Here is a 23541-nt window from a genome sequence, read left to right on the forward strand (position 1 = left end):
GAATGACGAGGGCCGAGGCGAATAGCGCCTCGGTCCTCGTCATTTCCCGCGCGCGTGACCGCAGTCGCGGCCTCGTGGCCGCACCGTGCCGGGCTACGCTGGGCGGATGCGCATCGACGTCGTCACGATCTTCCCCGAGTTCTTCGGAGTGCTCGACATCTCGCTCCTCGGCCGCGCCCGGCAGTCCGGCATCATCGAGTTCGAGGCCCACGACCTGCGCGCGTTCACCCACGACCGCCACCGCACCGTCGACGACACCCCCTACGGTGGCGGCGCCGGCATGGTGATGAAGCCCGGGCCCTGGGGTGAGGCGCTCGACACGATCCTCGGAGAGCCCGACTCCGCAGAGCCCGGTCCCGTGGTGATCTTCCCCTCACCCGCCGGCGAGCCCTTCACCCAGCGCATGGCCCGCGAACTCGCCACGCGCGACCACCTCGTCTTCGGCTGCGGGCGCTACGAGGGCATCGACCAGCGCGTGTTCGAGCACACGGCTACCCGCGCGGAGGTTCGCCTCGTGAGCCTCGGCGACTACGTGCTCAACGGCGGCGAGGTCGCGGTCATGGCGATGATCGAGGCGATCGGCCGGCTCATCCCCGGTGTGGTCGGCAACCCCGAGAGCTTGGTCGAGGAGTCGCACGAGGACGGTCTGCTCGAGTACCCGAGCTATACCAAGCCCGCGAACTGGAGGGGGCTCGAGGTGCCCCCGATCCTGCTGAGCGGCAACCACCGCGCCATCGACGAGTGGCGTCACGAGCAGCAGCTCGAGCGCACGCGCCGGGTGCGCCCCGACCTGCTGCCGCCCGCCTGAACTACCCCGCGCTCAGCGCGCCGTCAGCACCACCGGGCCGTCCTCGGTGATCGCCACCGTGTGCTCCATGTGCGCCCCGTTCGACCCGTCGGCCGAGCGCAGCGTCCACCCGTCTTTGTCGGTGTAGATGCGGTCGGTGGTCTCGAGGAACCACGGCTCGATCGCGATCACGAGTCCCGCACGCAGCGGCAGCCCCCGCCCGGCGCGCCCCTGGTTCGGCACGTGCGGGTCGCCGTGCATCGTGCGGCCCACCCCGTGCCCGCCGAAGTCGGTGTTCACGCCGTAGCCCGCGGCCGTGGCCACGGCGCCGATCGCGGCGGAGATGTCGCCCAGCCGCCCACCGGGCTGCGCAGCCGCGATGCCCGCGGCCAGCGCATCCGTCGTCACCTCGATCAGGCGCGTGTCTTCGGGCGAGCGCGGCGTGCCGACCACCACGGTGAGCGCCGAGTCGGCCACCCAGCCGTTCACCGAGGCGGCGAAGTCGAGGCTCAGCACGTCGCCGTCGCGCAGCACGTAGTCGTGGGGGAGGCCGTGCAGCACGGCGTCGTTGACGCTCGTGCAGAGCACCTTGCCGAAGGGCGAGGCGCCGAACGAGGGGTGGTAGTCGATGTAGCACGACTCCGCGCCGCGCTTGCGGATCATCTCGTGCGCGATCGCGTCGAGCTTCAGCAGGTTGGTGCCGACCGTGGCGCGCGCGGCGAGCTCGGTGAGAACGGATGCGACGAACGCGCCCGCGGGCCGCATCTCGTCGATCTCGGCGGGGGTCTTCAGCTCGATCATGGTGGTCCTTCCTCCTCCAAGACCTTATCCACTCGGATCTCAGCGAACATCCGGAGACCCTGCATACTCTTGGAGTCGTGGTCATCCGTCGGGCGTTCTTCTCTTGGCAGTTCCCGGCCGCCGTCATCCTCCCCGCGTGGATCCTGGTGGGCTGGGGCGTCTTCGCCGCCACCGGCTGGCAGATCATCGGCCTCATCGTGGGCGTGATGATGCTCACGGTGGCGATGCTCGCGACCGCCGGCATCGTGTTCGCCCGCAAAGACGTGCGCGCCGAGCGCGCGGTGTCGTGGCTGGATGCGGGGCTGCTGACGGTGCTGCACGGCCTGGTGATCGCGGTGGGGTTCTTCACGCCGGTCACCGCGTTGCTCTCGACGCTCGTCGTGGTGGCCGTACTCGCCCTGTTCTGGGCGGGGATCGTGCAGCTCGTGATGGAGACGCGTAGGCGCGTGCGCGAGGCGGTCGCGCGGTTCGAGGAGCAGGCGCGCGTGCCGCAGCAGCGGCGCAGCCCCCGCATCGACGGGGAGTACATCGTCATCCAGCCGTCGTCGGTGACGCGCGAGGAGCAGCCGCCGCGGCTCTGAGGTGAACACGGCTTTGCGCGCCGTGGCTCGCCTATGGCACAATAGACGCTTGTGCCACGGCCAGGCTCTGCCACAGGGGAGCCAGCATCACTCGGGCACGACTCCTACTGACACGAAGCCGTAGTCGACCTGTGGCGGGTACAGATTGCGAACACCATCATGCACATCCTCGACTCCGTCGATGCAGCGTCGCTCAAGAGCGACATCCCCGACTTCCGTGCCGGCGACACCGTCAAGGTGCACGTGAACATCATCGAGGGCACGCGTTCGCGCATCCAGGTCTTCCAGGGCGTCGTCATCGGCCGCTCGGGCGAAGGCGTGCGCGAGACCTTCACCGTGCGCAAGGTCAGCTTCCAGGTGGGCGTCGAGCGCACTTTCCCCGTGCACTCCCCGGTGATCGACCACATCGAGCTGGTCACCCGCGGTGACGTGCGCCGCGCGAAGCTCTACTACCTCCGCAACCTCCGCGGCAAGAAGGCGAAGATCAAGGAGAAGCGCGACGCGTAAGTCGGGTTTCCCCGGTTATCCTGAGCTCCCGGCCACTACAGTGGTCGGGAGCTCAGGCGGTTAAATGACAGACACATCAGTGCCCCAGGTGCCCGGTGCACCGTCCGACGGGTCGGGCGACGGTTCCGGTGCCGGCGCGGGGGGCAGCGGCAGCCGGAGGTCGCGGCGTTCACGCAGCGCCTGGCTCTTCGCCCGCGACCTGCTCATCATCTTCGTGGTGGCGCTACTGGCCTCGGTGCTCATCAAGACCTTCCTGGTGAGGTCGTTCTTCATCCCCTCGGGGTCGATGGAGAACACCCTCCAGATCGACGACCGCATCCTCGTGAACCAGCTCGAACCCGGCCTCATGCCGATCGAGCGGGGCGACGTGGTCGTGTTCAAGGATCCGGGTGGCTGGCTGCCACCGGTCGCCGAGCCGGTGAAGAACCCGTTCGCCGCCGCGGTCGACTGGGTGCTCGAGGGGGTCGGCCTCGCCGCCGACGACGCGAACGACCACCTCATCAAGCGCGTCATCGGCCTGCCCGGAGACACCGTCGCCTGCTGCAACGCCCTGGGCCAGATGACGGTCAACGGCGTGGCGCTCGACGAGTCGGCCTACCTCAAGCTCCCGGACGGTGTGTCGACGGTCTCGCAGGAGCCGTTCGAGATCACGGTTCCGGCCGACTCGCTCTGGGTCATGGGCGACAACCGCTACAACTCCGCCGACTCGCGCTTCAACCAGGACCAGCCCGGCAAGGGTTTCGTGCCCGTCGGCAACGTGGTGGGCCGCGCCATCCTGGTCACCTGGCCCATCGACCACTGGACCTGGCTCGACAACTACGGCAGCGTGTTCGAGGGAATCCCGGATGCGGAGCCCACGGTGTCGGAGTCGGGCGACGGTTCCGAGTCGCAGGCCGTCGACCCCGAGCTGGAGGGGGCCGCGCTGGGCGGGGCTGCGCTGGGCGCCGCTGCTCCCGCATCCCTGTCGCCGCTCGCCCTCCCCGGAGCCGGCTGAGTGTCTCCGGTCGCCGAGCCCACCCTCCGCTTCGAGCGGTCGCTCCTACCCGGGCGCGCCGGTCTCGTGATCGGGTGCGACGAAGTGGGGCGCGGCGCACTCGCCGGGCCGGTCGCGGTCGGGCTGAGCGTCGTGGAGGTGAAGACCTCGAGCCGCGTGCCGAAGGGCCTCCGCGACTCGAAGCTGCTCTCCGAGCAGCGGCGCGAGGAGCTCGCCCCGGTGGCGGCGGCCTGGTCGCTGATGAGTGCGGTCGGTTACGCGTCCGCCTCCGAGATCGACCGCCTCGGCATCAGCGCGTGCCTCGGGCTCGCGGGCGTGCGTGCCCTGGCCGAGCTGCAGCACGCCGGGGTCGACGTCGAGGCGTGCACCGTGGTGCTCGACGGCAACTGGGACTGGCTCTCGGCCGCGGCCTCCGGAACCCTCTGGGGCGGTGTGCCGCTCGCCGAGGCCGCCCGCGCCGGGTTCGATCCCGTGCCGCTGCGGCCCTCGCGGCTCGCGGTGACCACCCGCATCAAGGCGGATCGCGACTGCGCCTCGGTGGCCGCCGCATCCGTCGTGGCGAAGGTGGCCCGTGACCGCCTCATGGTGGGGCACGACGGGGAGCATCCGATGTACGGCTGGGTGCGCAACAAGGGGTACGCGAGCGAGGAGCACCGCGATGCGATCGTCGAGCACGGGCCGAGCGGGCTGCACCGTCACACCTGGCTGAGCAGGGTCCTGGCGCCGGATGCGCGGGGCGCGGCCCCAGGGCAGGTCGAGTTCGACTTCGCCGACAGCGCACCGGGCGGCACTGCCGCGTAAGGCGGGCAGCGCCCGCAGCCGCCTAGACTGGAGTCACGATGGACGAAGACGAATTCGACGACTACGACCGCGAGGTCGAGCTCGCGCTCTACCGGGAGTACCGCGACGTCGTCTCCCAGTTCAAGTACGTGATCGAGACCGAGCGGCGGTTCTACCTCGCCAACGAGGTCGAGCTCACCCGCCGCGACACCGAGCACGACTTCTACTTCGAGCTGGCGATGAATGACGTGTGGGTGTGGGACGTCTACCGGGCCGACCGGTTCGTGAAGTCTGTGCGGGTGCTCACGTTCAAAGACGTGAACGTCGAGGAGCTCTCGAGCAAAGACTTCGAGCTGCCGAAGGAGCTCGCGCTCGACGAGTGAGCCGCGACTGCTCCTGCACCACCCCGCCGTCGTGACCGTCTCTCCACAGATTCGTGTGACCCGCTGATCTCCCCGGTCCCTTCCGCGCATTCTTGCCGCGGAGGTACCGATGAATCCGAAAGACGAACTGGGGCGCCGCGGAGAAGACCGTGCCGTCCTTCATCTGCAGGCCGCCGACTTTCGCGTGGTCGGGCGAAACTGGCGCTGTCCGGTGGGCGAGATCGACATCGTCGCCTACGACGGCGACTGTCTCGTCGTGGTGGAGGTCAAGACGCGGTCGACGGAGGCCTACGGCCATCCGTTCGAGGCGATCAGCCCCGCCAAGCTGAGGCGGCTGCATCTGCTCGCCCGCGAGTGGATCGCGCGGAGCGGTGAGCCGAGTCCGCCGTCGTGGAGAGTCGACGTGGTCGGGGTGATCTGGCCGTCCGACGGCGAGGCCGTCGTCGAGCACCTGCGCGAGGTGGCGTGATGGTGGCGCGCACGCTCTCGGTCGCTCTTCTCGGCATGACCGGGGCCCTCGTCGAGGTGGAGGCGCACATCGCCAACGCCATCCCCGGGTTCCAGCTCATCGGGCTGCCCGATGCGGCCCTGTCTGATGCGAAAGACCGCGTCAAGGCGGCCGCCGCCAACGACGGTTCCCCGCTCCCGGCGAAGAAGATCGTGGTGAACCTCTCACCGGCCGGTCTACCCAAGCAAGGCACCGCCTACGACCTCGCGATCGCCGTCGCCGTACTGGCGGCCGAGGGGGTGGTGAAGGCCTCCGCCATCGACTCGGTGGTCCACCTCGGAGAGCTGAGTCTCGACGGTCGCGTGCGGCCGATGAGCGGCCTGCTGCCCGCGATGGTGGCGGCTCGGGCGGCCGGCCACACACGATTCGTCGTGCCGGCGGGCAACGCGCGTGAGGCGGCCCTGGTGCCGGGTGTCGAGGTGAACACGGTGACGTCGCTGCGCGAGGCCCTCATCCTGCACGGGGCGCGGGTGCCCGCGATCGAGGTGCCGCCGCTCGTGCAGCGGCCTGCCCCCACGATCGAGACGCCGGAGGGTGACCTCGCCGACGTGGTGGGCAACCCCGACGCCGTGGAAGCGCTCGTCGTCGCCGCGGCCGGTGGCCACCACCTGCTTCTGCTCGGGCCTCCGGGAGCGGGCAAGACGATGCTGGCCCACCGGCTGCCGGCCATCCTGCCCGATCTCGACGACGAGCAGGCCCTCGTCGCCACCTCGGTCTCCTCGTTGGCGGGCCGCCCCGTCGAGGGCCTCATCACCCGGCCGCCGCTCGAGAGCCCGCACCACACGTCGTCGGCGGCCGCTCTCGTAGGAGGCGGATCGAAGGTCATCCGCCCGGGCGCAGCCGCCCGGGCCTCCGGGGGTGTGCTCTTCCTCGACGAGGCGCCCGAGTTCCCGGCCGCGGTGCTCGATGCTCTGCGGCAGCCCCTGGAGTCCGGCAGCATCACCATCCACCGGGCGGCGGCGGTGGCTCGGTTCCCCGCGAGGTTCCAGCTCGTGCTCGCCGCCAACCCCTGTCCGTGCGGTCAGTTCGGGGCCAGCGACATCGCGTGCACCTGCACGCCGATCGCGCGCCGACGTTACCTCGCCCGCCTGTCGGGGCCGTTGCTCGACAGGGTCGACCTCCAGCTCCGGGTGGCGCGGGTCACCACGGCGGCCGTGCGCCTCGCTGCCGATGATCGCCAGGGGAGCCTCTCCACCGCGGAGGCGCGCTCCCGCGTCGAGCGGGCCCGTGAGATCGCCGCGGCACGCCTCGGTGGCACGGGCTGGAAGACCAATGCCGAGGTGCCGGGTTCGCGGCTGAGAGCCGGTGCCTGGCGGCTTCCGCCCGCCACCACCGCCCCGCTCGACCGGGCCCTGGAGCGGGGAACCCTCACCATGAGGGGGTACGACAGGGTGCTGCGCGTGGCGTGGACGCTGGCCGATCTCGCTGGCGGGGGTACTCCGACCCCGGAGCACCTCGGGTGGGCGCTCTACCTGCGCAGGTCGGTGGCGACATGACGATCCATGGGCTCGAAGCCGGTCTGATCCAGCAATTGCTCGCGAGGGTGCGACCCGAGCTGCGGGAGCACGGTGCGTCAGGGTCGGCGGTGGACGGCGCGGGCGCGATCGACGACGGTGTTCTCGACTGGGCGGCCTCGCCAAGTGTCTCGGAGGGTGACGCGGCTGCCGACTCGGTCGTGAACTCGACGGGCGAAGCGGGCGCGCGAGACACAGCTGATCCCCGAGGCAGCCAGAACGAGTGCGCTCAGGTCTTCGCCGGGGCGGCGTGGTCGACGCTGGCGGAGCCGGGTGACGCAGTGGCGGGGTTGGTCGTTCTGCAGCTCGGCGCCGATCGTGCGCTCGGGCTGCTGCGGTCGATGGTGGGCCCCGAAGACTGGTTGACCCGACTCGGGCCGACCGTCGGCGGTTCGCTGTCGGTGTCCGACATGGCGGCTGCACTCGATCGATGGCGACCTCGTCTGTCGTCGCGGGCCGTGCTGTCGGCGTTGCGCTCTGCGGCCGAACTGGGGGCGAGACTCGTGCTCCCGTGCGACGACGACTGGCCGGAAGGATTCACCGCGCTCGGGGTCCACCAGCCCATGGCGCTCTGGGTGCGAGGGACGGCGGGTCTCGTTCAGGAGGAGTCGGTCGCCGTGGTCGGGTCGCGCGATGCGACGAACTACGGCGAGCACGTCGCCTCCGAGATTGCGGCGGGCCTCAGCGATCGAGGTGTCGCCGTCGTGTCGGGGGCCGCCTACGGCATCGACGGCATGGCGCACAGGGCGACGCTCGCCAGTGGCGGCCGGACGGTCGCCTTCCTCGCCGGCGGGGTCGACAGGCTCTATCCGGCGGCGCACAGCGAGCTTCTCGGCCGCATCATCGCGGAGGGTTCGGTGGTGTCCGAGCTTCCCTGCGGCTCGTCGCCCACCAAGTGGCGGTTCCTTCAGCGCAACCGCCTCATCGCGGCGCTCGCCGACGCCACCGTCGTGGTCGAGGCCGGGCAGCGCTCGGGTTCTCTCAACACGGCCGGGCACGCTGCGGCACTCGGAAGACCGTTGGGTGCGGTGCCGGGCCCGATCACCAGTCCCACCTCGGCGGGATGTCACCGGCTGCTCCGCGAGTTCGACGCGGTGTGCGTCACCTCCGCCGGTGAGGTGATCGAACTCATCCGCGGGCCGGCCGACCCCGCGTCACCCTCGGTCGACCCCCGCCTTCGCGGGCCCGACGGCACCCGCCTTCTCGACGCCCTGAGCCGGCGTGCGGCACGGGGCTCCACCGAACTCGCGCGACTGACCGGACTCGCGCCCGGGGTGGTCCGCTCCGCCCTGGGTCTCCTCCTCGCCGAGGGGGCAGCGCGCGAGACCCCGGCGGGCTGGTTACGCACCTGATGCGTGCACGCCGCCACGCGCAGTGCGCGCTGATCCGCGCCGGACGGTCCGGTCCGGTCCGGAACCACAGTGCCGCCTCGACCGGTCCGCGCGGGCCCGGTCCGGAACCACAGTGCCGCCTCGACCGGCCCGCGCAGGCTCGGTGGGGAGTCGTTCTGGCGCCTCGACCGGCCCGCGCAGGCTGGGTGTGGAACCATGCCGGCCCCACGACCGGCCCGCGTCGGTCCGCGTCGGTCCGCGCCGATCAGGGCTGGATCGATGCCGAACGGATGGGGCGAGTGTCAGGGACGCTACTGAAGTGGGCGCCAGGTGGGATGCGACCGGGCGAATGGTTCGCGAGACGTTCGTGCGATGTGCGGGGTGCTGTCACCGGCGTCTGCGACACTGGTCGGCATGTCCCAGTACGGTGAGCCACTGCACACGATCATCCATATCAGCGACACCCACTTCCTGGCGGATCGAGGGCGTCTGTACGGAAAGGTCGACACCGATGTCACCCTGGTGCAGGCCTTCCGGCAGCTGGAGGAGTCGGGTATCCGGCCGGAGGCGATCGTGTTCACCGGCGACATCGCCGACCTCGGGGAGGTCGACGCCTACCAGCGCATCCGCTCGATCGTCGAGCCGGCGGCGCAGTCGCTCGGTGCGCGAGTTCTCTGGGTGATGGGCAATCACGACGATCGTGCCCGTCTGCGCACCGAACTCCTCGATGAGGAACCGCTGACCGACCCCGTGGTCACGAGCATCAGGCTGGGCGGCCTGAGGCTCATCGCGCTCGACACCAGCGTTCCCGGTTTCCACCACGGTGAGCTCTCGATCGACCAGCTCGCCTGGCTCCGCGCCGAGCTGGCCCAGCCCGCTCCGGAGGGCACCATCGTGGCGCTCCACCACCCGCCGATCCCCACGACCATCCCGCTCATGCCCATTCTCGAACTGCAGCGGCAGCATGAGCTGGCAGCCGCGATCGAGGGCACCGACGTGCGCGCGATCATCGGTGGGCACCTGCACTACTCGACCACGAGCACGTTCGCGGGGGTACCTGTGTCGGTCGCCGCCGCCACCTGCTACACGATGGATGTCGCCGGTCCCCGAGGAGAGCTGAGGGGACTCGGTGGTGGCCAGTCCTTCACTCTCGTGCACGTCTACGAAGACCGGATCGTGCACTCGATCGTTCCGATCGGCGAACTCCCCGTAGTCAACACCTTCCCGCGCGACTTCGTCGCCGGCATCGAGTCGCTCTCCGCAGACGGGCAGCTCGACGCCTTCTCGCGCCAGGTGCCGCCCATCTCGCCGCCCCAGGGCTGATCCACGATCCACGCCGCTCGGTGGGGGAGAGCGGGCAGGATGAGGTCGGCGCGAGCCGTGGCAGGTGTTGCCACGGGACGCAGGGGGTGGGCGCGGAGCGCACAGCGTAGGCGCGGAGCGCACAGCGTAGGCGCGGAGCGCAGGGGGTGGGGTGCGGCGAGGCCAGGGCGCAACGCCGCCTGGCCGCTGTCGAAGTGGAGGGCGGAGCGCATCTCATCGCGTGTGGCGGCGGGCTGGGCGGGAATCGCGGGGCATGCTGGGGGAGTGGATATCTCGACGGCGCGTGCTGCGTATGAGGAGCACCTCGTGCTCGAGCGTGCCTACTCCGAGCACACGGTGCGGTCGTATGCCTCCGATCTCGCCGACCTGCAGCAGTTCGCCGCCGGCCGAGGAGTCTCCGCGGTGGGCGGGCTCGATCTCGAGCTCTACCGCGACTGGCTCTGGACCGCCTCGCAGAAGCATCTCTCCAAGGCCACGCTCGCCCGCCGGGCGGCGAGCGCGAAGACGTTCTCGGCCTGGCTGACCCGAAGCGGACACATCCCCGCCGACCCCGCCCTGCGGCTGCGGGCGCCGAGACCCGACCGCACCCTGCCGCGCGTGCTCAGCGGCGATGCCGTCGCCCTCCTGCTCGACGGACTGCGGGAGCGGGTCGGCGACGGTGAGCCCGCCGCCCTCCGCGACCTCGCCGTGGTCGAACTCCTCTACGCCTCGGCGCTCCGCGTCTCCGAGCTGACGGGACTCGACGTGGGCGACCTCGATCTCGACCGCCGGACGGTGAGGGTGGTCGGCAAAGGGGGCAAGGAACGGGTGGTGCCCTTCGGAGTGCCGGCCCACGCGGCGCTCGTCGACTACCTGGCACGGGAGCGCCCGGCACTCGTGGCCAGGAGGAACGACGGCGCCGCCGCGATCGATGCGCTTCTGCTCGGCGCGCGCGGTGGTCGCCTCGGTACCCGCGCGGTGTACGAACTCGTGGCGCACCTGCTCGCCGAGGTGCCGGGGAGCGGCCCCGCGGGGCCGCACGCCTTCCGCCACACCGCCGCCACCCATCTCCTCGACGGGGGAGCCGACCTGCGCGCCGTGCAGGAACTGCTCGGCCACGCCAGCCTCGGCACCACTCAGATCTACACGCATGTCAGCATCGAGAGGCTCCGATCCTCGTACCGCGCGGCGCATCCGCGAGCCTGAGCCCCCGCGCGACGCGACGCGACGCGATCTAGCGCGCGGCGAAGACCCGCCGAGTCACTCGAGTGGCTTCAAGACGGCACGGGGAACTCCGCCGTAGAACAGACGTGGATTGATGTAGCCGCCGTCTCGTCGAACGCCGAGGTGCAGGCAGGCCGAGTCGCAGTGCCCACCGGTCGCGACCGTGCCGAGCGGCTGCCCCCGGGCAACGGCCTCTCCGGCATGGACCGCAGCGGCCACGGGCTCGAGGGTGGAGACAAGACCACCGGCGTGCGCCACCGAGACCACGGAGCGCTCGCCGACCACACCGGCGAACGACACGACCCCGTCGGTGGGGGCGACGACCTCCTCGCCGGGTTGCGTCACCAGATCGATTCCGCGATGCCCTGCGGAGTACCGGGTCATCGGGGCGCGGAACTCGCGGACGACGACGGCCGACGCGACGGGCCACACCCACATCGGGGAGGCGAGCTCCCCAGACACGCGCGCCGCGCCCGCGGGCCACGCCACGCCTGCAGCCACGCCCGCAGCCCCGCCCGCCCCCCACAACCCCACCACGACCACCGCGGTCGCCATTGCCCGGCGCATCCATCTCATGCCGCAATCCTCACCCTGTCCCCGACCCACCCACCCGCCTTGTGACACAGCTGTGGATGAACCGTGCCAGTATCGGAGTTGTGAGGGAGTGGTCAGACGTCGCCCTGGGCGGCAGAGGAACCCCCACCCCCTCGCACCCGGCACAAAGGAGTCCGTCATGACGTCAGTCGACCCTGCATCCCCGCGCGTGAGCCCCGAGGTCTCGAAGAGGCTCCGCCGCAAGGTGATCGCCCTCTCCATCGCCGCCGCCCTCGGCGGCTTCCTCTTCGGGTTCGACTCCTCCGTCATCAACGGCGCCGTCAAGGCCATCGACGAGGACTTCGCGCTCGGCGACCTCCCCCTCCTCTCGGGCTTCGTGGTCGCCTGCGCCCTGCTCGGCTGCGCCATCGGCGCCTACTTCGCCGGCCGCATCGCCGACCGCATCGGCCGCATCCCGGTCATGCTCATCGGCGCCACCCTCTTCCTCGTGAGCTCGATCGGCTCGGGCCTCGCCTTCGCCGTGTGGGATCTCATCGCCTGGCGCGTCATCGGCGGTCTCGGCATCGGCATCGCGAGCGTGATCGCGCCCGCCTACATCGCCGAGATCGCGCCGAAGGCCGTGCGCGGCTCGCTCGCCAGCCTGCAGCAGCTCGCCATCACCCTCGGTATCTTCGCGGCCCTGCTCTCCGACACCCTCCTGCAGGGCGCTGCCGGCGGCGCCAACGAGCCGCTGTGGTTCGGCGCCGACGCGTGGCGCTGGATGTTCATCGCCTGCGCGGTCCCGGCCATCGTCTACGGCCTGCTGGCATGGCGGCTCCCCGAGTCGCCGCGCTACCTCGCCGGCAAGGGCCGCCGGGACGACGCGAGGGGCGTGCTCGCGAGCGTGATCGTCGAGCATGAGGTCGACGCCGCACTCGACGAGATCGAGAAGAGCCTGCGCGAAGACCGCGAGAACGCCCGCACCGCCAGTCTCCGCGGCAAGCTGCTGGGACTTCTGCCCGTGGTGTGGATCGGCATCCTGCTGTCGATGTTCCAGCAGCTGGTGGGCATCAACGTCATCTTCTACTACTCCACCAGCCTCTGGAGCTCGGTCGGCTTCGACACCACGAACAGCGACACCAGCTTCGTCATCTCCGTGGTCACCAGCATCATCAACGTGGCCGTCACCTTCGTGGCCATCTTCTTCGTCGACAAGGTCGGCCGGCGCCCGTTGCTGCTCATCGGCTCGGCCGGCATGGTGGTGTCGCTCGGTCTCATGGCCGTGGCGTTCTCGCAGGCCGTCGTCACGGGCGACACCCCGCAGCTGCCGGGGGCGTGGGGCCCGCTGGCCCTGGTGGGCGCGAACCTGTTCGTCATCTTCTTCGGCGCGACCTGGGGCCCGATCGTCTGGGTGCTGCTCGGCGAGATCTTCCCCAACCGCATCCGCGGCAAGGCCCTCGGTGTGGCGGCCGCCGCCCAGTGGCTCACCAACTTCGCGATCACCGAGACCTTCCCGTGGCTCTCGGGCTTCTCGCTCGCGTTCACCTACGGGCTCTACACCTTCTTCGCCCTGCTGTCGTTCGTGTTCGTCTTCTTCGCCGTTCCCGAGACGAAGGGCCGCTCGCTCGAGAGCATGGACAGCCTCAAGGTCGAACGCCGCCGCGCCTCTGTCTCATCCTGATGCTATGATTCTCGGTGCACCCCGCATGTCGGGGTGACTTCGCGTGCCCACGTGGTGCGAGCATCCGATCGGTCCCGCCGCAGAGCGGGCCGGATGCGCGCCGGGCACCAGGCATCCGCGGCCACCGTCGCGGTGAGAAACCGAGAACAAAGGAGAACGGCCATGGCCGTCGTCACCATCCGCCAGCTGCTCAACAGCGGCGTGCACTTCGGGCACCAGACCCGCCGCTGGAACCCGAAGATGAAGCGCTTCATCCTCACCGAGCGCTCGGGCATCTACATCATCGACCTGCAGCAGTCGCTGGGCTACATCGACAAGGCCTACGACTTCGTCAAGGAGACCGTCGCCCACGGCGGCACCATCCTCTTCGTCGGCACGAAGAAGCAGGCCCAGGAGTCCATCGCCGAGCAGGCCACCCGCGTGGGCCAGCCGTACGTGAACCAGCGCTGGCTGGGCGGTCTCCTCACCAACTTCAGCACCGTGTCGAAGCGACTCGCGCGCATGAAGGAGCTCGAGGAGCTCGACTTCGAAGACACCTCGAAGAGCGGCTTCACCAAGAAGGAGCTCCTCATCAAGAAGCGCGAGCTCGACAAGCTGCACAAGTCGCTCGGCGGAATCCGCAACCTCGCGAAGACCCCGTCGGCGCTCTGGGTGGTCGACACCAAGAAGGAGCACCTGGCGATCGACGAGGCCAAGAAGCTCGGCATCCCCGTCATCGGCATCCTCGACACCAACTGCGACCCCGACGAGGTGCAGTACCCCATCCCGGGCAACGACGACGCCATCCGCTCCGTCGCGCTCCTCACCCGCATCGTGGCCGACGCCGCGGCCGAGGGCCTCATCCAGCGCCACCAGAAGCCCGAAGAGGGCGAGCAGGCCGAGCCTCTGGCCGAGTGGGAGCGCGAGCTCCTCCAGGCTTCGGAGACCCCCGCCAGCGAGGCCGAGAAGATCGAGGCCGTCGACGGCCTGGTCGCCGGCGCCGAAGACACCGCGGCCGTGGCCGAGGTCGTCGCCGCCGAGACCCCCACCGAGGAGAACGACGCCGACGCCGAAGCCTCGGCCGACCTCGCCGCCATCACCGACGAGGCCCTCGTGGTGGAGCACCACGTCGTCTCCGACGCCGAGGCCGAGGCGAAGCTCGAGGCCGAGGCCACCGACGCCGAGAAGGCCCCGTCGGCCAAGTAGCCGCGACCGCCTGCCGAGCGGGCCGGTCACACCGGCCGGCCCCCGGCGAGACGCCACCCACACATCCCACAAGGAGTCAGAAACACATGGCAACAATCAGCCTGGCTGATGTCAAGGCGCTGCGCGAGCAGCTCGGCACCGGCATGGTCGACACCAAGAACGCCCTGGTCGAGGCCGACGGCGACATGGAGAAGGCGATCGAGATCCTGCGCCTCAAGGGTGCGAAGGGCAACGCGAAGCGTGCCGACCGCTCCACCAGCGAGGGCCTCGTGGCCGCGAAGCAGGCCGACGGCGCCGCCACGCTCATCGAGCTCGCCTGCGAGACCGACTTCGTCGCCAAGGGCGAGAAGTTCATCGCCCTCGCCGACGGCGTGCTCGACGCGGTCTTCGCCGCCGGTTCCTCCACCGTCGAGGAGGCCCTCGCGGCCCCCGCCGGCGACAAGACCGTGGCCGACCTCATCAACGACGAGGCCGCCATCCTGGGTGAGAAGATCGAGCTGCGCCGCATCGCGCGTCTCACCGGCGACGCCTTCGAGATCTACCTGCACAAGACCAGCAAAGACCTGCCCCCGCAGGTCGGCGTGGTCGTGGCCTACTCCGGTGCCGACGCCGAGACCGCTCGCTCCATCGCGCAGCACATCTCTTTCGCCGACCCGCAGTACCTCTCCCGCGACGACGTGCCCGCCGAGGCCGTCGAGAAGGAGCGTGCCATCGTCACCGAGATCTCGAAGAACGAGGGTAAGCCCGAGGCTGCTCTGCCCAAGATCGTCGAGGGTCGCGTCACCGCCTACTTCAAGCAGGTCGCCCTGCTCGAGCAGGACTACGCGAAGGACAACAAGCTCTCGGTCTCCAAGGTGCTCGCGGATGCGGGCATCACGGTCACCGGTTTCGCCCGCTTCAAGGTCGGCGCGTAACACACACCACGAACACGGGCTCGGGTCGAAAGACCCGGGCCCGTTTTCTCTGTAGCCTGAACGAGGGCACGACGAAGGGATGCACGACGGATGTCAGAGCCGGACGGCAAGCGCAGGGTACTTCTCAAACTCTCGGGTGAGGCGTTCGGAGGCGGCGCACTCGGGGTGAACCCGGATGTGGTCTCCGGTCTCGCGAAGGAGATCGCCGACGCGGCGAAAGAGGTCGAGGTGGCCGTGGTCGTGGGCGGCGGAAACTTCTTCCGCGGCGCCGAGCTGTCCCAGCGCGGCATGGACCGCGGTCGCGCCGACTACATGGGCATGCTGGGCACCGTCATGAACGCCCTCGCCCTGCAGGACTTCCTCGAGCAGGCCGGCGCCGAGACCCGCGTGCAGTCGGCCATCTCGATGACCCAGGTGGCCGAGCCGTACATCCCGCGCCGTGCCATCCGGCACCTCGAAAAGGGCCGCGTCGTCATCTTCGGCGCCGGCGCCGGGCTGCCCTACTTCTCCACCGACACCGTCTCCGCGCAGCGTGCGCTCGAGATCCGGGCCGACGAGGTGCTCGTGGCCAAGAACGGCGTCGACGGTGTGTACTCCGCCGACCCCCGGTTGGTTCCGGATGCGGTCAAGCTCGACACGCTCACCTACAACGACGCCCTCGTGCAGGGCCTCAAGGTGGTCGACTCGACCGCGTTCAGCCTGTGCATGGACAACGGGATGCCCATGCACGTGTTCGGCATGGAGCCGGCCGGCAACGTGGCGAAGGCCATCAGGGGCGAGCGCATCGGCACCCTGGTCGCCACCAGCCACTGACCGTCCTCGGGCGCCCGGCGCCCACTGACTACACTTGACAGCACAGATCCACCGAAGGAGTTCCCCGTGATCGCGGATGTACTGGCCGACGCCACCGAGCGCATGAACAAGACCGTCGAGGCGACGAAGGACGACTTCGCCAACGTGCGCACCGGCCGCGCGAACCCGGCGCTGTTCCAGAAGATCATGGTGCCCTACTACGGCACCCCCACCCCGCTGGCGCAGCTGGCATCGCTGCAGAACCCCGAGGCGCGGTCGCTGATCGTCACCCCTTACGACAAGGGCGCCCTGCGCGATATCGAGCAGGCGATCCGCGACATGCCGAACCTGGGCGCGAACCCCACCAACGACGGCACGATCATCCGGGTCACGCTGCCCGAGCTCACCGAGGAGCGCCGCAAGGAGTACGTCAAGATCGTGCGCACCAAGGCGGAGGACGGCAAGGTGTCCGTGCGCAACATCCGCCGCAAGGCGAAGGACGAGCTCGACGCGCTGAAGAGCGAGGTCGGCGACGACGAGGTGGCCCGTGGCGAGAAGGAGCTCGAGGCGGTCACCAAGAACCACGTCGACGCGATCGACGACGCCCTGAAGCGCAAAGAAGCCGAGCTCCTCGAGGTCTGACCTCGACGGTCTGCCATGAGCCACGACCCCGGGCCGTCCGGCGTTCCCCCGCACTCTCCCGAGCGGCGAGCCAAGCCGCTCTCGCGCGCCGACATCCAGGCGCAGGTGCGGGCCCGACGCGAGCAGTTCGAGGAGGCCAACGAGAAGATCACGGCGCGAACCGGCCGCAACCTGCTCTCGGCCATCGCGATCGGGGTGGTGCTGGCGGGGGTCATGATCCTCAGCCTGGTCGTCATCAAAGAGCTCTTCATGGTGCTCGCCGCCGTGCTCGTGGCGTTCGGCACACTGGAGCTCGCGACGGCCCTCCGGCACGCGAACATCGTGGTGCCCCGGGTTCCCGCGATGGTGGTGGGCGTGGCGATGGTGCCGGCGGCCTACTACTGGGGCGCCGAGGGCCAGTGGCTGGTGTTCGCGGCCGGGGTCGTGGTCGTGGCGCTCTGGCGGCTGGTCGACGCCCTGGTGCGCCGTCCGAGGCCGAGCGGGCTCGCTCTGCTCCGTGACCTCGGGGCGGGTGCGTTCGTGCAGGTGTACGTCTCGTTCCTCGGCAGCATCGCCGTCCTCCTGGTGTCGCACGAGGGAGGCCAGTGGTGGGTGATGTCGTTCATCGTGATCGTGGTGCTCGTCGACGTGGGCGCCTACGCCACGGGGCTCAACCTGGGCCGGCATCCGATGGCGCCGACGATCAGCCCGAAGAAGACCTGGGAGGGGCTGGCCGGTGCGGTGGTCGCGGCCCTCGTCGGAGGCGTGCTGCTGGCGGTCTTCCTCCTCGGTCAGCCCTGGTGGGTGGGCCTCGTCTTCGGCGCCGTGATCGCCGCCACCGCGACGGTGGGAGACCTCGCGGAGTCGCTCATCAAGCGCGACATCGGCATAAAGGACATGAGTTCGTGGCTCCCCGGTCACGGTGGATTCCTCGACCGGCTCGACTCGATCCTGCCCTCGGCGGCGGCCGCGTACGTGCTCTGGGTGGTGTTCGCGAGCTGACTGCCGCGACTTCACGGGAAGAGTTCGGCACAATAGAGCCGTGAGCACACCTTTCCCGCGCACCCGCAACTCCGTTCTCGGCTACGACGTCGAGGAGGTCGACGAGTTCCTCGCCCTGGCGCGCTCGGCTTACGACGGCCGTGATCCTGCGAGTGGGGGCCCTGCGCTCTCCAGTGAGGCCGTGCGCGGCACGGCGTTCACCATGCAGAAGGGCGGCTACGACGCCCGTGCGGTCGACGCGGCGCTGGAGCGGCTGGAAGACGCGTTCGCCCTGCGAGAGCGCGACCGCGCCTACCGTGCCGTCGGCGACGACGCCTGGTACCAGCAGGCACGCTCCCGGGCCGCCGAGATCCTGCAGCGGCTCGAGCGCCCCGACGGCCAGAAGTTCACCCGCGCCGGGTTCCTGCGCCTGGGCTACGACCGGCGAGACGTCGACGCCTTCTCCGACGCCCTCATCGAGTACTTCCGGGCCGGCGCCGACGTGACGGTGACGGATGTGCGCACCGCCTCGTTCAGGCCGCGCCGCGGAGGCTACAGCGAGGCGCAGGTCGATGCCGTGCTCGATGCGGTGGTCGACGTGATGCTCGCCGTGCGCTGACCCCCGGAAGGGGGGTGAATATTTCGATCGTGTAAAGAAATCCTCATTCAGCGTGTACCCCCCTTGGGGGACACGGTTCTTGTGTGTTAGCCATGTCTCCATGAATTCCGCACACATTCACGCTCGCCGGGCACTTGCCTTCTCGGCGGCAGGGGCAGCATCCGTCCTCGTCCTCGCCGGCTGCGCCGCCGGCTCCTCCGACCCCGCCTCGGGCGAGGGCATCATCATCGGCACCACCGACAAGGTCACCACCCTCGATCCCGCGGGCTCGTACGACAACGGGTCGTTCGCGGTGCAGAACCAGGTGTTCCCGTTCCTCATGAACACCCCCTACGGCAGCCCCGACGTCGAACCCGACATCGCCGAGAGCGCCGAGTTCACGAGCCCCACCGAGTACACGGTCACCCTCAAAGAGGGCCTCACCTTCGCCAACGGTCACGAGCTCACCTCCTCCGACGTGAAGTTCACCTTCGACCGCCAGCTCGCCATCGCCGACGAGAACGGCCCCTCCTCGCTGCTCTACAACCTCGACAGCGTCGCCACGCCCGACGATCTCACGGTCGTGTTCACCCTCAAGAACCCCGACGACCAGGTGTTCCCGCAGATCCTGTCGAGCCCCGCAGGCCCGATCGTCGACGAGGAGGTCTTCTCGGCCACCGAACTCACCCCCGACGACGAGATCGTCGACGGCGGGGCCTTCGCGGGCCAGTACGCGATCACCTCGTACGACTTCAACAACCTCATCTCCTACGAGCCCTTCGAGGGCTACGACGGGGTGCTCCCGCCGGCCGAGTCGGCGGTCACCGCCAAGTACTACGCCGACTCGTCGAACCTCAAGCTCGACGTGCAGGAGGGCAACATCGACGTGGCGTTCCGGAGCCTCTCAGCAACCGACGTCGACGACCTCGCGTCGAACGAGAACGTGACGGTGCACGACGGCCCGGGCGGCGAGATCCGCTACATCGTGTTCAACTTCGACACCCAGCCGTTCGGCGCCACCACGCCCGAGGCCGATGCCGCCAAGGCGCTGGCCGTGCGCCAGGCCGTGGCCGACCTGATCGACCGCGACGAGATCGCCGACCAGGTGTACAAGGGCACCTACACGCCGCTCTACTCCTTCGTGCCGGCGGGCCTCACGGGCGCCACCGAGGTGCTCAAGGAGAGCTACGGCGACGGCTCGGGCGGCCCCTCCGTCGAGAAGGCCACCGAGACGCTGACGGCGGCGGGCGTGACCACCCCGGTCGAGCTCAACCTGCAGTACAGCCCCGACCACTACGGCCCGTCCTCGGGCGACGAGTACGCGCTCATCAAAGACCAGCTCGAGGCCTCGGGACTGTTCACGGTGAACCTGCAGTCGACGGAGTGGGTGCAGTACTCCAAAGACCGCACCGCCGACGTCTACCCGGCCTACCAGCTGGGCTGGTTCCCCGACTACTCCGACGCCGACAACTACCTCACACCGTTCTTCCTCACCGAGAACTTCCTCGGCAACCACTACTCGAACCAGGAGGTCAACGACCTCATCCTGCAGCAGGCCTCCACCGCCGACCCGGCGGCGCGGCAGGCGCTGATCGAGGAGATCCAGGCCAAGGAGGCGCTCGACCTCTCCACGGTGCCCTACCTCCAGGGCGCCCAGGTCGCCGTCGCCGGAACCGACGTCGACGGGGTCACGCTGGATGCGTCGTTCAAGTTCCGCTACGCGCCGCTGACCAAGGGATGACGACGGCGCTCCTGCCGAGCGACGCACCCAGCCCGGTCGCCCCCACGCCCAAGAGCGCTGGGGGCGGCCTCGGCCGGTACCTCGTCGTGCGGTTCCTGCTGATCTTCCCGACCATCTTCATCCTGGTCACCCTCGTGTTCCTGCTCATGCGCACCGTCGGCGACCCGATCACGGCCGCCCAGGGCGGAAGGCTGACCGCCGACCAGCTGCAGGAGCGCATCCACGCCGCCGGCTACGACCGGCCGATCATCGTGCAGTACCTGGAATACCTCGGCCAGGTGTTCACCGGGAACTTCGGCACCACCATCAGCGACAACCGCCCCGTCACCGAGGTGCTGCTCACCTACGGCGGGGCCACGCTCGAGCTCGCGTTCTACGCCCTGATCGTGGCCTTCCTCGTGGGAATCCCGCTCGGTCTCGTGGCGGCGGCGTTCCGCGACCGGGTGCCCGACGCCGTGCTGCGCGTCTTCGCCATCCTCTGCTATGCCACGCCCGTGTTCTTCGCCGGCATGCTGCTGAAGCTCGTGTTCTCGGTGTGGCTGCAGTGGCTGCCGGTGGCCGGGCGCGCCTCCACCCGCACCGAGCTCGCCATGCAGACCCTCGACGGCAAGACGGGCATCTACCTCGTCGACGCCATCGCCCTCGGCAGCCCCGCCGCCATCGGAGACGTGCTCTCTCACGCGGTGCTTCCGGGCATCGCGCTCGGCCTGCTCACGGCGGGCGTCTTCCTCCGGCTGGTGCGCACCAACGTCATCGGCACCCTCGGCACCGACTACGTCGACGCCGCCCGCTCGCGGGGAGTGCGCGAGTCGAGGCTCGTGCGCACGCACGCCTACAAGCCCGCCCTCATCCCCATCATCACGGTCATCGGCCTGCAGATCGCCCTGCTGCTCGGCGGCGCGGTGCTCACCGAGACCACGTTCGAGTGGAAGGGCCTCGGCTTCCAGCTCGCCGCCTACCTCGCCGCCCGCGACTTCGTGGCGGTGCAGGGCATCGTCGCGCTGCTCGCCGTCATCGTCGCGGTGACGAACTTCATCGTCGACGTGATCGCGGCGCTGATCGACCCGAGGGTGAGGTACTGATGGCATCGCTCCTCTCGCGCCTGCCGGTGCTGAAGCAGCTCCGCCAGAGCGTGGGGCTGCAGCGCGGGATGCTCGTGACCGGCCTCGTGATCACCGGCGTCTTCGTGCTGGTCGCCGTCTTCGCGCCGGCGATCGCCCCGTACGGCTTCGCCCAGCTGCGTGGCGCTGACGGCCCCTTCGGCGCGCAGCAGCCCCCGAGCGCGGAACACATCATGGGTACCACCGTCGGCGGCTACGACGTCTACTCGCGCGTGCTCTGGGGTGCGCAGACGGCGGTGCTCGTCATCCTCGTCGCCGTGGTGTGCTCGATCTTCGTCGGCATCCTGCTGGGACTGGTGTCGGGCTACCTGGGCGGCTGGCTCGACCGCGTGCTCGTGGTGATCGGCGACGCGATCTACGCCTTCCCGTCTCTGCTGCTCGCGATCGTGCTCTCCATCGTCATCTCGGGCGGGCAGTCGAGCCTGTGGGGCGGCATCCTGGCGGCCGCGCTCTCGATCACCGTGGTCTTCATCCCGCAGTACTACCGCGTGATCAGGGCGGAGACCATCCGCATCAAGGCGGAGCCCTATGTCGAGTCCGCGAAGATGCTCGGGGCGTCTCCGCTGCGCATCATGTTCCGGCACGTGCTGCGCAACGCCACCCGCACGCTTCCGGTCATCTTCACGCTCAACTCCTCCGAGGCACTCCTCACCCTCGCCGGGCTCGGGTTCCTCGGGTTCGGCATCGAGCCGACGGCAGCTGCGGAGTGGGGCTACGACCTCAACAAAGCGCTCTCCGACGTCACGAGCGGCATCTGGTGGACGGCGCTCTACCCCGGACTCGCGATCGTACTCGCGGTGCTCGGCATCACCCTGGTGGGCGAGAGCCTCAACGATCTCGCCGATCCCCGTCTGCGCGGCCGCAAGCGGGTGAAGGCGCGCTCGGGTGCGGTGTCGATGACCTCGGTCGACACCACGTTGCCCTCCGACCTCGAGATCCGTCAGGAGAACGCATGAACCCGGCCGAGAGCGTCGTCGAGATCGACGACCTGTCCGTCTCCTTCGCCACCGACCACGGTGCCGTGAAAGCCGTCGACGGCGTGAGCCTGCGGGTCGCCCGTGGCGAGGTGCTCGCGATCGTGGGGGAGAGCGGCAGCGGCAAGACGGTGACGGCGAAGAGCATCCTGGGCCTGCTGCCCGAGACGGCCACGACGGGCGGGGCCGTCCTGCTGTCGAGCCGCTCGGGCGACGCCGTGAACGACGTGGTGGCCCTCGACGGCGCGCGGCTGCGGGCCGTGCGCGGCTCCGACGTGGCGATGGTGTTCCAGGAGCCGTCCTCGGCGCTGAACCCCGTGTTCACGGTGGGCTGGCAGATCGCCGAAGGGCTGCGGGCGCACCGCCGGCTGTCGAGGGCGGAGGCGAAGCGGGAGGCCGTCGAGATCCTCCGCACGGTGGGCATCCCCGACCCCGAGGTGCGGGTCAACCACTACCCCCACCAGTTCTCGGGCGGGCAGAAGCAGCGCGTGGTGATCGCCGCGGCGCTCGTGCTCGGCCCCGGGCTCATCGTGGCCGACGAGCCGACCACGGCCCTCGATGTGACCGTGCAGGCCGAGATCCTCGACCTGCTCCGGCGGCTCCGCGACGAATTCGGCACCGCGATCGTGCTCATCACCCACAACATGGGCGTGGTGGCCGACCTCGCCGACCGGGTCGCCGTCATGTTCCAGGGTGAAGTGGTGGAGCAGGCCGAGGCGCACGCGCTGTTCGCCCACCCACAGCACGACTACACGAAGCGACTGCTCGCGGCGGTGCCGCGACTCGGTGCCGGGCGTCTCGTCGCCCACGATCGGGTGGCTCCGGATGCGCGTGGGCGCGCGGAGCCGGCAGGCCGCCCCGTCGTCGAGGCGTCGGGCTTGGTGATCGACTATCCCGGGCGCCTGGGTCGCCGCGGTTTCAGAGCCGTCGACGAGGTGAGCTTCCGCATCGGCGCGGGGGAGGTGCTGGGGCTCGTGGGGGAGAGCGGATCTGGCAAGACCACGATCGGCCGGGCCATCGGCGGGCTCACCCGCATCACCGGTGGCTCCCTCCGGGTGCTCGGCCACGAGATGCTCGGCTTCTCGGAGCGGCGCTTCAAGCCGGCGCGCGCCGACATCGGCTTCGTCTTCCAGGACCCCGCGGCGAGCTTCAACCCGCTCCTCACCATCGCCGAGGCCGTGGCGGAGCCGCTCGTCATCCACGGTCGCGCGGCGAGTCCGGCCGCTGCGAGGCCACGCGTCGACGAACTGCTCGAAGCGGTCCAGCTGCCGAAGGGCTACGGCGACCGCTATCCGCACGAGCTGTCGGGAGGCCAGCGCCAACGGGCGAGCCTCGCGCGGGGACTCGCGCTCGACCCCACCCTGCTGATCGCCGACGAACCCACCTCGGCGCTCGACGTGTCGGTGCAGGCGCGGGTGCTCGAGCTCTTCGCCGAGCTGCAGCACGACCTCGGGTTCGCCGCCCTGTTCATCAGTCACGATCTCGCAGTGGTCGATCTGCTCGCCGACCGGATCGCGGTGCTGCATCGCGGACGCCTGGTGGAGGAGGGCCCCGGAGCCGAAGTGCTCGAGCGCCCTCGCCACGAGTACACCCGCCGGTTGATCGCCTCGCTGCCGGTCCCCGATCCCGTGGAGCAGGCGCAGCGGAGGGCGGCGCTCGCCGCCCTGGGGTGATCGCCGGCCACCGC

Annotated in this window: 23 protein-coding genes and 1 pseudogene; 22 read left to right on the plus strand and 2 right to left on the minus strand. The window is 69.9% G+C overall.

The features are described from left to right. Nucleotides 1-106: 106 nt before the first annotated feature. On the plus strand, nucleotides 107-808 hold the full coding sequence (gene trmD, locus N1031_RS08195) for a tRNA (guanosine(37)-N1)-methyltransferase TrmD (RefSeq protein WP_259479131.1): 702 nt from the start codon (nucleotides 107-109) through the stop codon (nucleotides 806-808). 12 nt (nucleotides 809-820) lie between these two features. Here the strand turns inward: trmD and map are convergent, their stop codons facing one another. Beyond that, complete coding sequence (map, locus tag N1031_RS08200) at nucleotides 821-1588, minus strand: type I methionyl aminopeptidase (protein ID WP_259479132.1); 768 nt, start codon at nucleotides 1586-1588, stop codon at nucleotides 821-823. Between the two features lie 77 nt (nucleotides 1589-1665). Here map and N1031_RS08205 point away from each other — a divergent pair, with 77 nt between their 5' ends. The 10 genes and pseudogenes from N1031_RS08205 to N1031_RS08250 all read left to right on the plus strand — a co-directional run bounded on the left by N1031_RS08205 (nucleotide 1666) and on the right by N1031_RS08250 (nucleotide 10694). After that, nucleotides 1666-2169: an MFS transporter gene (locus N1031_RS08205; RefSeq protein WP_259479133.1), complete on the plus strand. Its 504-nt coding sequence runs from the start codon at nucleotides 1666-1668 to the stop codon at nucleotides 2167-2169. A 159-nt stretch (nucleotides 2170-2328) separates the two neighbouring features. Next, nucleotides 2329-2676: a 50S ribosomal protein L19 gene (gene rplS, locus N1031_RS08210; protein WP_259479134.1), complete on the plus strand. Its 348-nt coding sequence runs from the start codon at nucleotides 2329-2331 to the stop codon at nucleotides 2674-2676. 64 nt (nucleotides 2677-2740) lie between these two features. Further along, a pseudogene (lepB, locus tag N1031_RS08215) lies at nucleotides 2741-3520 on the plus strand (signal peptidase I); the annotation flags it as partial. 150 nt (nucleotides 3521-3670) lie between these two features. Continuing rightward, complete coding sequence (gene rnhB / locus N1031_RS08220) at nucleotides 3671-4471, plus strand: ribonuclease HII (protein ID WP_259479136.1); 801 nt, start codon at nucleotides 3671-3673, stop codon at nucleotides 4469-4471. A gap of 38 nt (nucleotides 4472-4509) precedes the next feature. Further along, entirely contained in the window at nucleotides 4510-4833 is a 324-nt protein-coding gene (locus N1031_RS08225) for a DUF2469 domain-containing protein (RefSeq protein WP_259479137.1), read from the plus strand. 109 nt (nucleotides 4834-4942) lie between these two features. Then, nucleotides 4943-5302 carry a YraN family protein gene (locus N1031_RS08230; protein ID WP_259479138.1) on the plus strand — a complete coding sequence of 120 codons (360 nt, stop codon included), beginning with the start codon at nucleotides 4943-4945 and terminating at the stop codon, nucleotides 5300-5302. Continuing rightward, complete coding sequence (locus tag N1031_RS08235) at nucleotides 5299-6837, plus strand: YifB family Mg chelatase-like AAA ATPase (protein WP_259479139.1); 1539 nt, start codon at nucleotides 5299-5301, stop codon at nucleotides 6835-6837. Before N1031_RS08230 ends, N1031_RS08235 begins: the two co-directional genes overlap by 4 nt. Beyond that, entirely contained in the window at nucleotides 6834-8207 is a 1374-nt protein-coding gene (dprA, locus tag N1031_RS08240) for a DNA-processing protein DprA (RefSeq protein WP_259479140.1), read from the plus strand. Before N1031_RS08235 ends, dprA begins: the two co-directional genes overlap by 4 nt. Nucleotides 8208-8600: 393 nt before the next feature. Continuing rightward, on the plus strand, nucleotides 8601-9509 hold the full coding sequence (locus N1031_RS08245) for a phosphodiesterase (protein WP_259479141.1): 909 nt from the start codon (nucleotides 8601-8603) through the stop codon (nucleotides 9507-9509). Between the two features lie 264 nt (nucleotides 9510-9773). Further along, nucleotides 9774-10694: a tyrosine recombinase XerC gene (locus N1031_RS08250; RefSeq protein ID WP_259479142.1), complete on the plus strand. Its 921-nt coding sequence runs from the start codon at nucleotides 9774-9776 to the stop codon at nucleotides 10692-10694. A gap of 54 nt (nucleotides 10695-10748) precedes the next feature. Here N1031_RS08250 and N1031_RS08255 read toward each other — a convergent pair whose 3' ends face one another. Further along, nucleotides 10749-11288 carry a murein hydrolase activator EnvC family protein gene (locus tag N1031_RS08255; protein ID WP_259479143.1) on the minus strand — a complete coding sequence of 180 codons (540 nt, stop codon included), beginning with the start codon at nucleotides 11286-11288 and terminating at the stop codon, nucleotides 10749-10751. Between the two features lie 157 nt (nucleotides 11289-11445). On the opposite strand from N1031_RS08255, the gene N1031_RS08260 reads away from it, so the two are divergent. The 11 genes from N1031_RS08260 (at nucleotide 11446) to N1031_RS08310 (ending at nucleotide 23527) form a co-directional block, all read left to right on the plus strand. Further along, nucleotides 11446-12927: a sugar porter family MFS transporter gene (locus N1031_RS08260; RefSeq protein WP_259479144.1), complete on the plus strand. Its 1482-nt coding sequence runs from the start codon at nucleotides 11446-11448 to the stop codon at nucleotides 12925-12927. A gap of 162 nt (nucleotides 12928-13089) precedes the next feature. Next, nucleotides 13090-14112: a 30S ribosomal protein S2 gene (gene rpsB / locus N1031_RS08265; protein ID WP_259479145.1), complete on the plus strand. Its 1023-nt coding sequence runs from the start codon at nucleotides 13090-13092 to the stop codon at nucleotides 14110-14112. An 86-nt stretch (nucleotides 14113-14198) separates the two neighbouring features. Then, nucleotides 14199-15026, plus strand: coding sequence for a translation elongation factor Ts (gene tsf, locus N1031_RS08270; RefSeq protein ID WP_259479146.1), 828 nt, complete (start codon nucleotides 14199-14201; stop codon nucleotides 15024-15026). A 90-nt stretch (nucleotides 15027-15116) separates the two neighbouring features. Beyond that, nucleotides 15117-15839 (plus strand): UMP kinase, encoded by a 723-nt coding sequence (gene pyrH, locus N1031_RS08275; protein ID WP_259479147.1) that lies wholly within the window; start codon nucleotides 15117-15119, stop codon nucleotides 15837-15839. A 66-nt stretch (nucleotides 15840-15905) separates the two neighbouring features. Then, nucleotides 15906-16460 (plus strand): ribosome recycling factor, encoded by a 555-nt coding sequence (frr, locus tag N1031_RS08280; protein ID WP_259479148.1) that lies wholly within the window; start codon nucleotides 15906-15908, stop codon nucleotides 16458-16460. 15 nt (nucleotides 16461-16475) lie between these two features. Further along, nucleotides 16476-17441, plus strand: coding sequence for a phosphatidate cytidylyltransferase (locus N1031_RS08285; RefSeq protein WP_259479149.1), 966 nt, complete (start codon nucleotides 16476-16478; stop codon nucleotides 17439-17441). 40 nt (nucleotides 17442-17481) lie between these two features. After that, on the plus strand, nucleotides 17482-18039 hold the full coding sequence (locus N1031_RS08290; RefSeq protein WP_259479150.1) for a DivIVA domain-containing protein: 558 nt from the start codon (nucleotides 17482-17484) through the stop codon (nucleotides 18037-18039). A gap of 100 nt (nucleotides 18040-18139) precedes the next feature. Further along, a complete protein-coding gene (locus tag N1031_RS08295; RefSeq protein WP_259479151.1) occupies nucleotides 18140-19759 on the plus strand; it encodes an ABC transporter substrate-binding protein in 1620 nt (539 codons plus the stop codon). After that, a complete protein-coding gene (locus tag N1031_RS08300) occupies nucleotides 19756-20841 on the plus strand; it encodes an ABC transporter permease (RefSeq protein WP_259479152.1) in 1086 nt (361 codons plus the stop codon). The genes N1031_RS08295 and N1031_RS08300 overlap by 4 nt, the downstream gene beginning before the upstream one ends. Further along, nucleotides 20841-21836 (plus strand): ABC transporter permease, encoded by a 996-nt coding sequence (locus N1031_RS08305; protein ID WP_259479153.1) that lies wholly within the window; start codon nucleotides 20841-20843, stop codon nucleotides 21834-21836. Before N1031_RS08300 ends, N1031_RS08305 begins: the two co-directional genes overlap by 1 nt. Beyond that, nucleotides 21833-23527, plus strand: a complete 1695-nt coding sequence (locus tag N1031_RS08310; RefSeq protein WP_259479154.1) for a dipeptide ABC transporter ATP-binding protein — start codon at nucleotides 21833-21835, stop codon at nucleotides 23525-23527. The genes N1031_RS08305 and N1031_RS08310 overlap by 4 nt, the downstream gene beginning before the upstream one ends. Nucleotides 23528-23541 lie beyond the last annotated feature (14 nt).

The organism is Herbiconiux moechotypicola (assembly GCF_024979255.1).
In the GTDB taxonomy this organism is placed as follows: domain Bacteria; phylum Actinomycetota; class Actinomycetes; order Actinomycetales; family Microbacteriaceae; genus Herbiconiux; species Herbiconiux moechotypicola.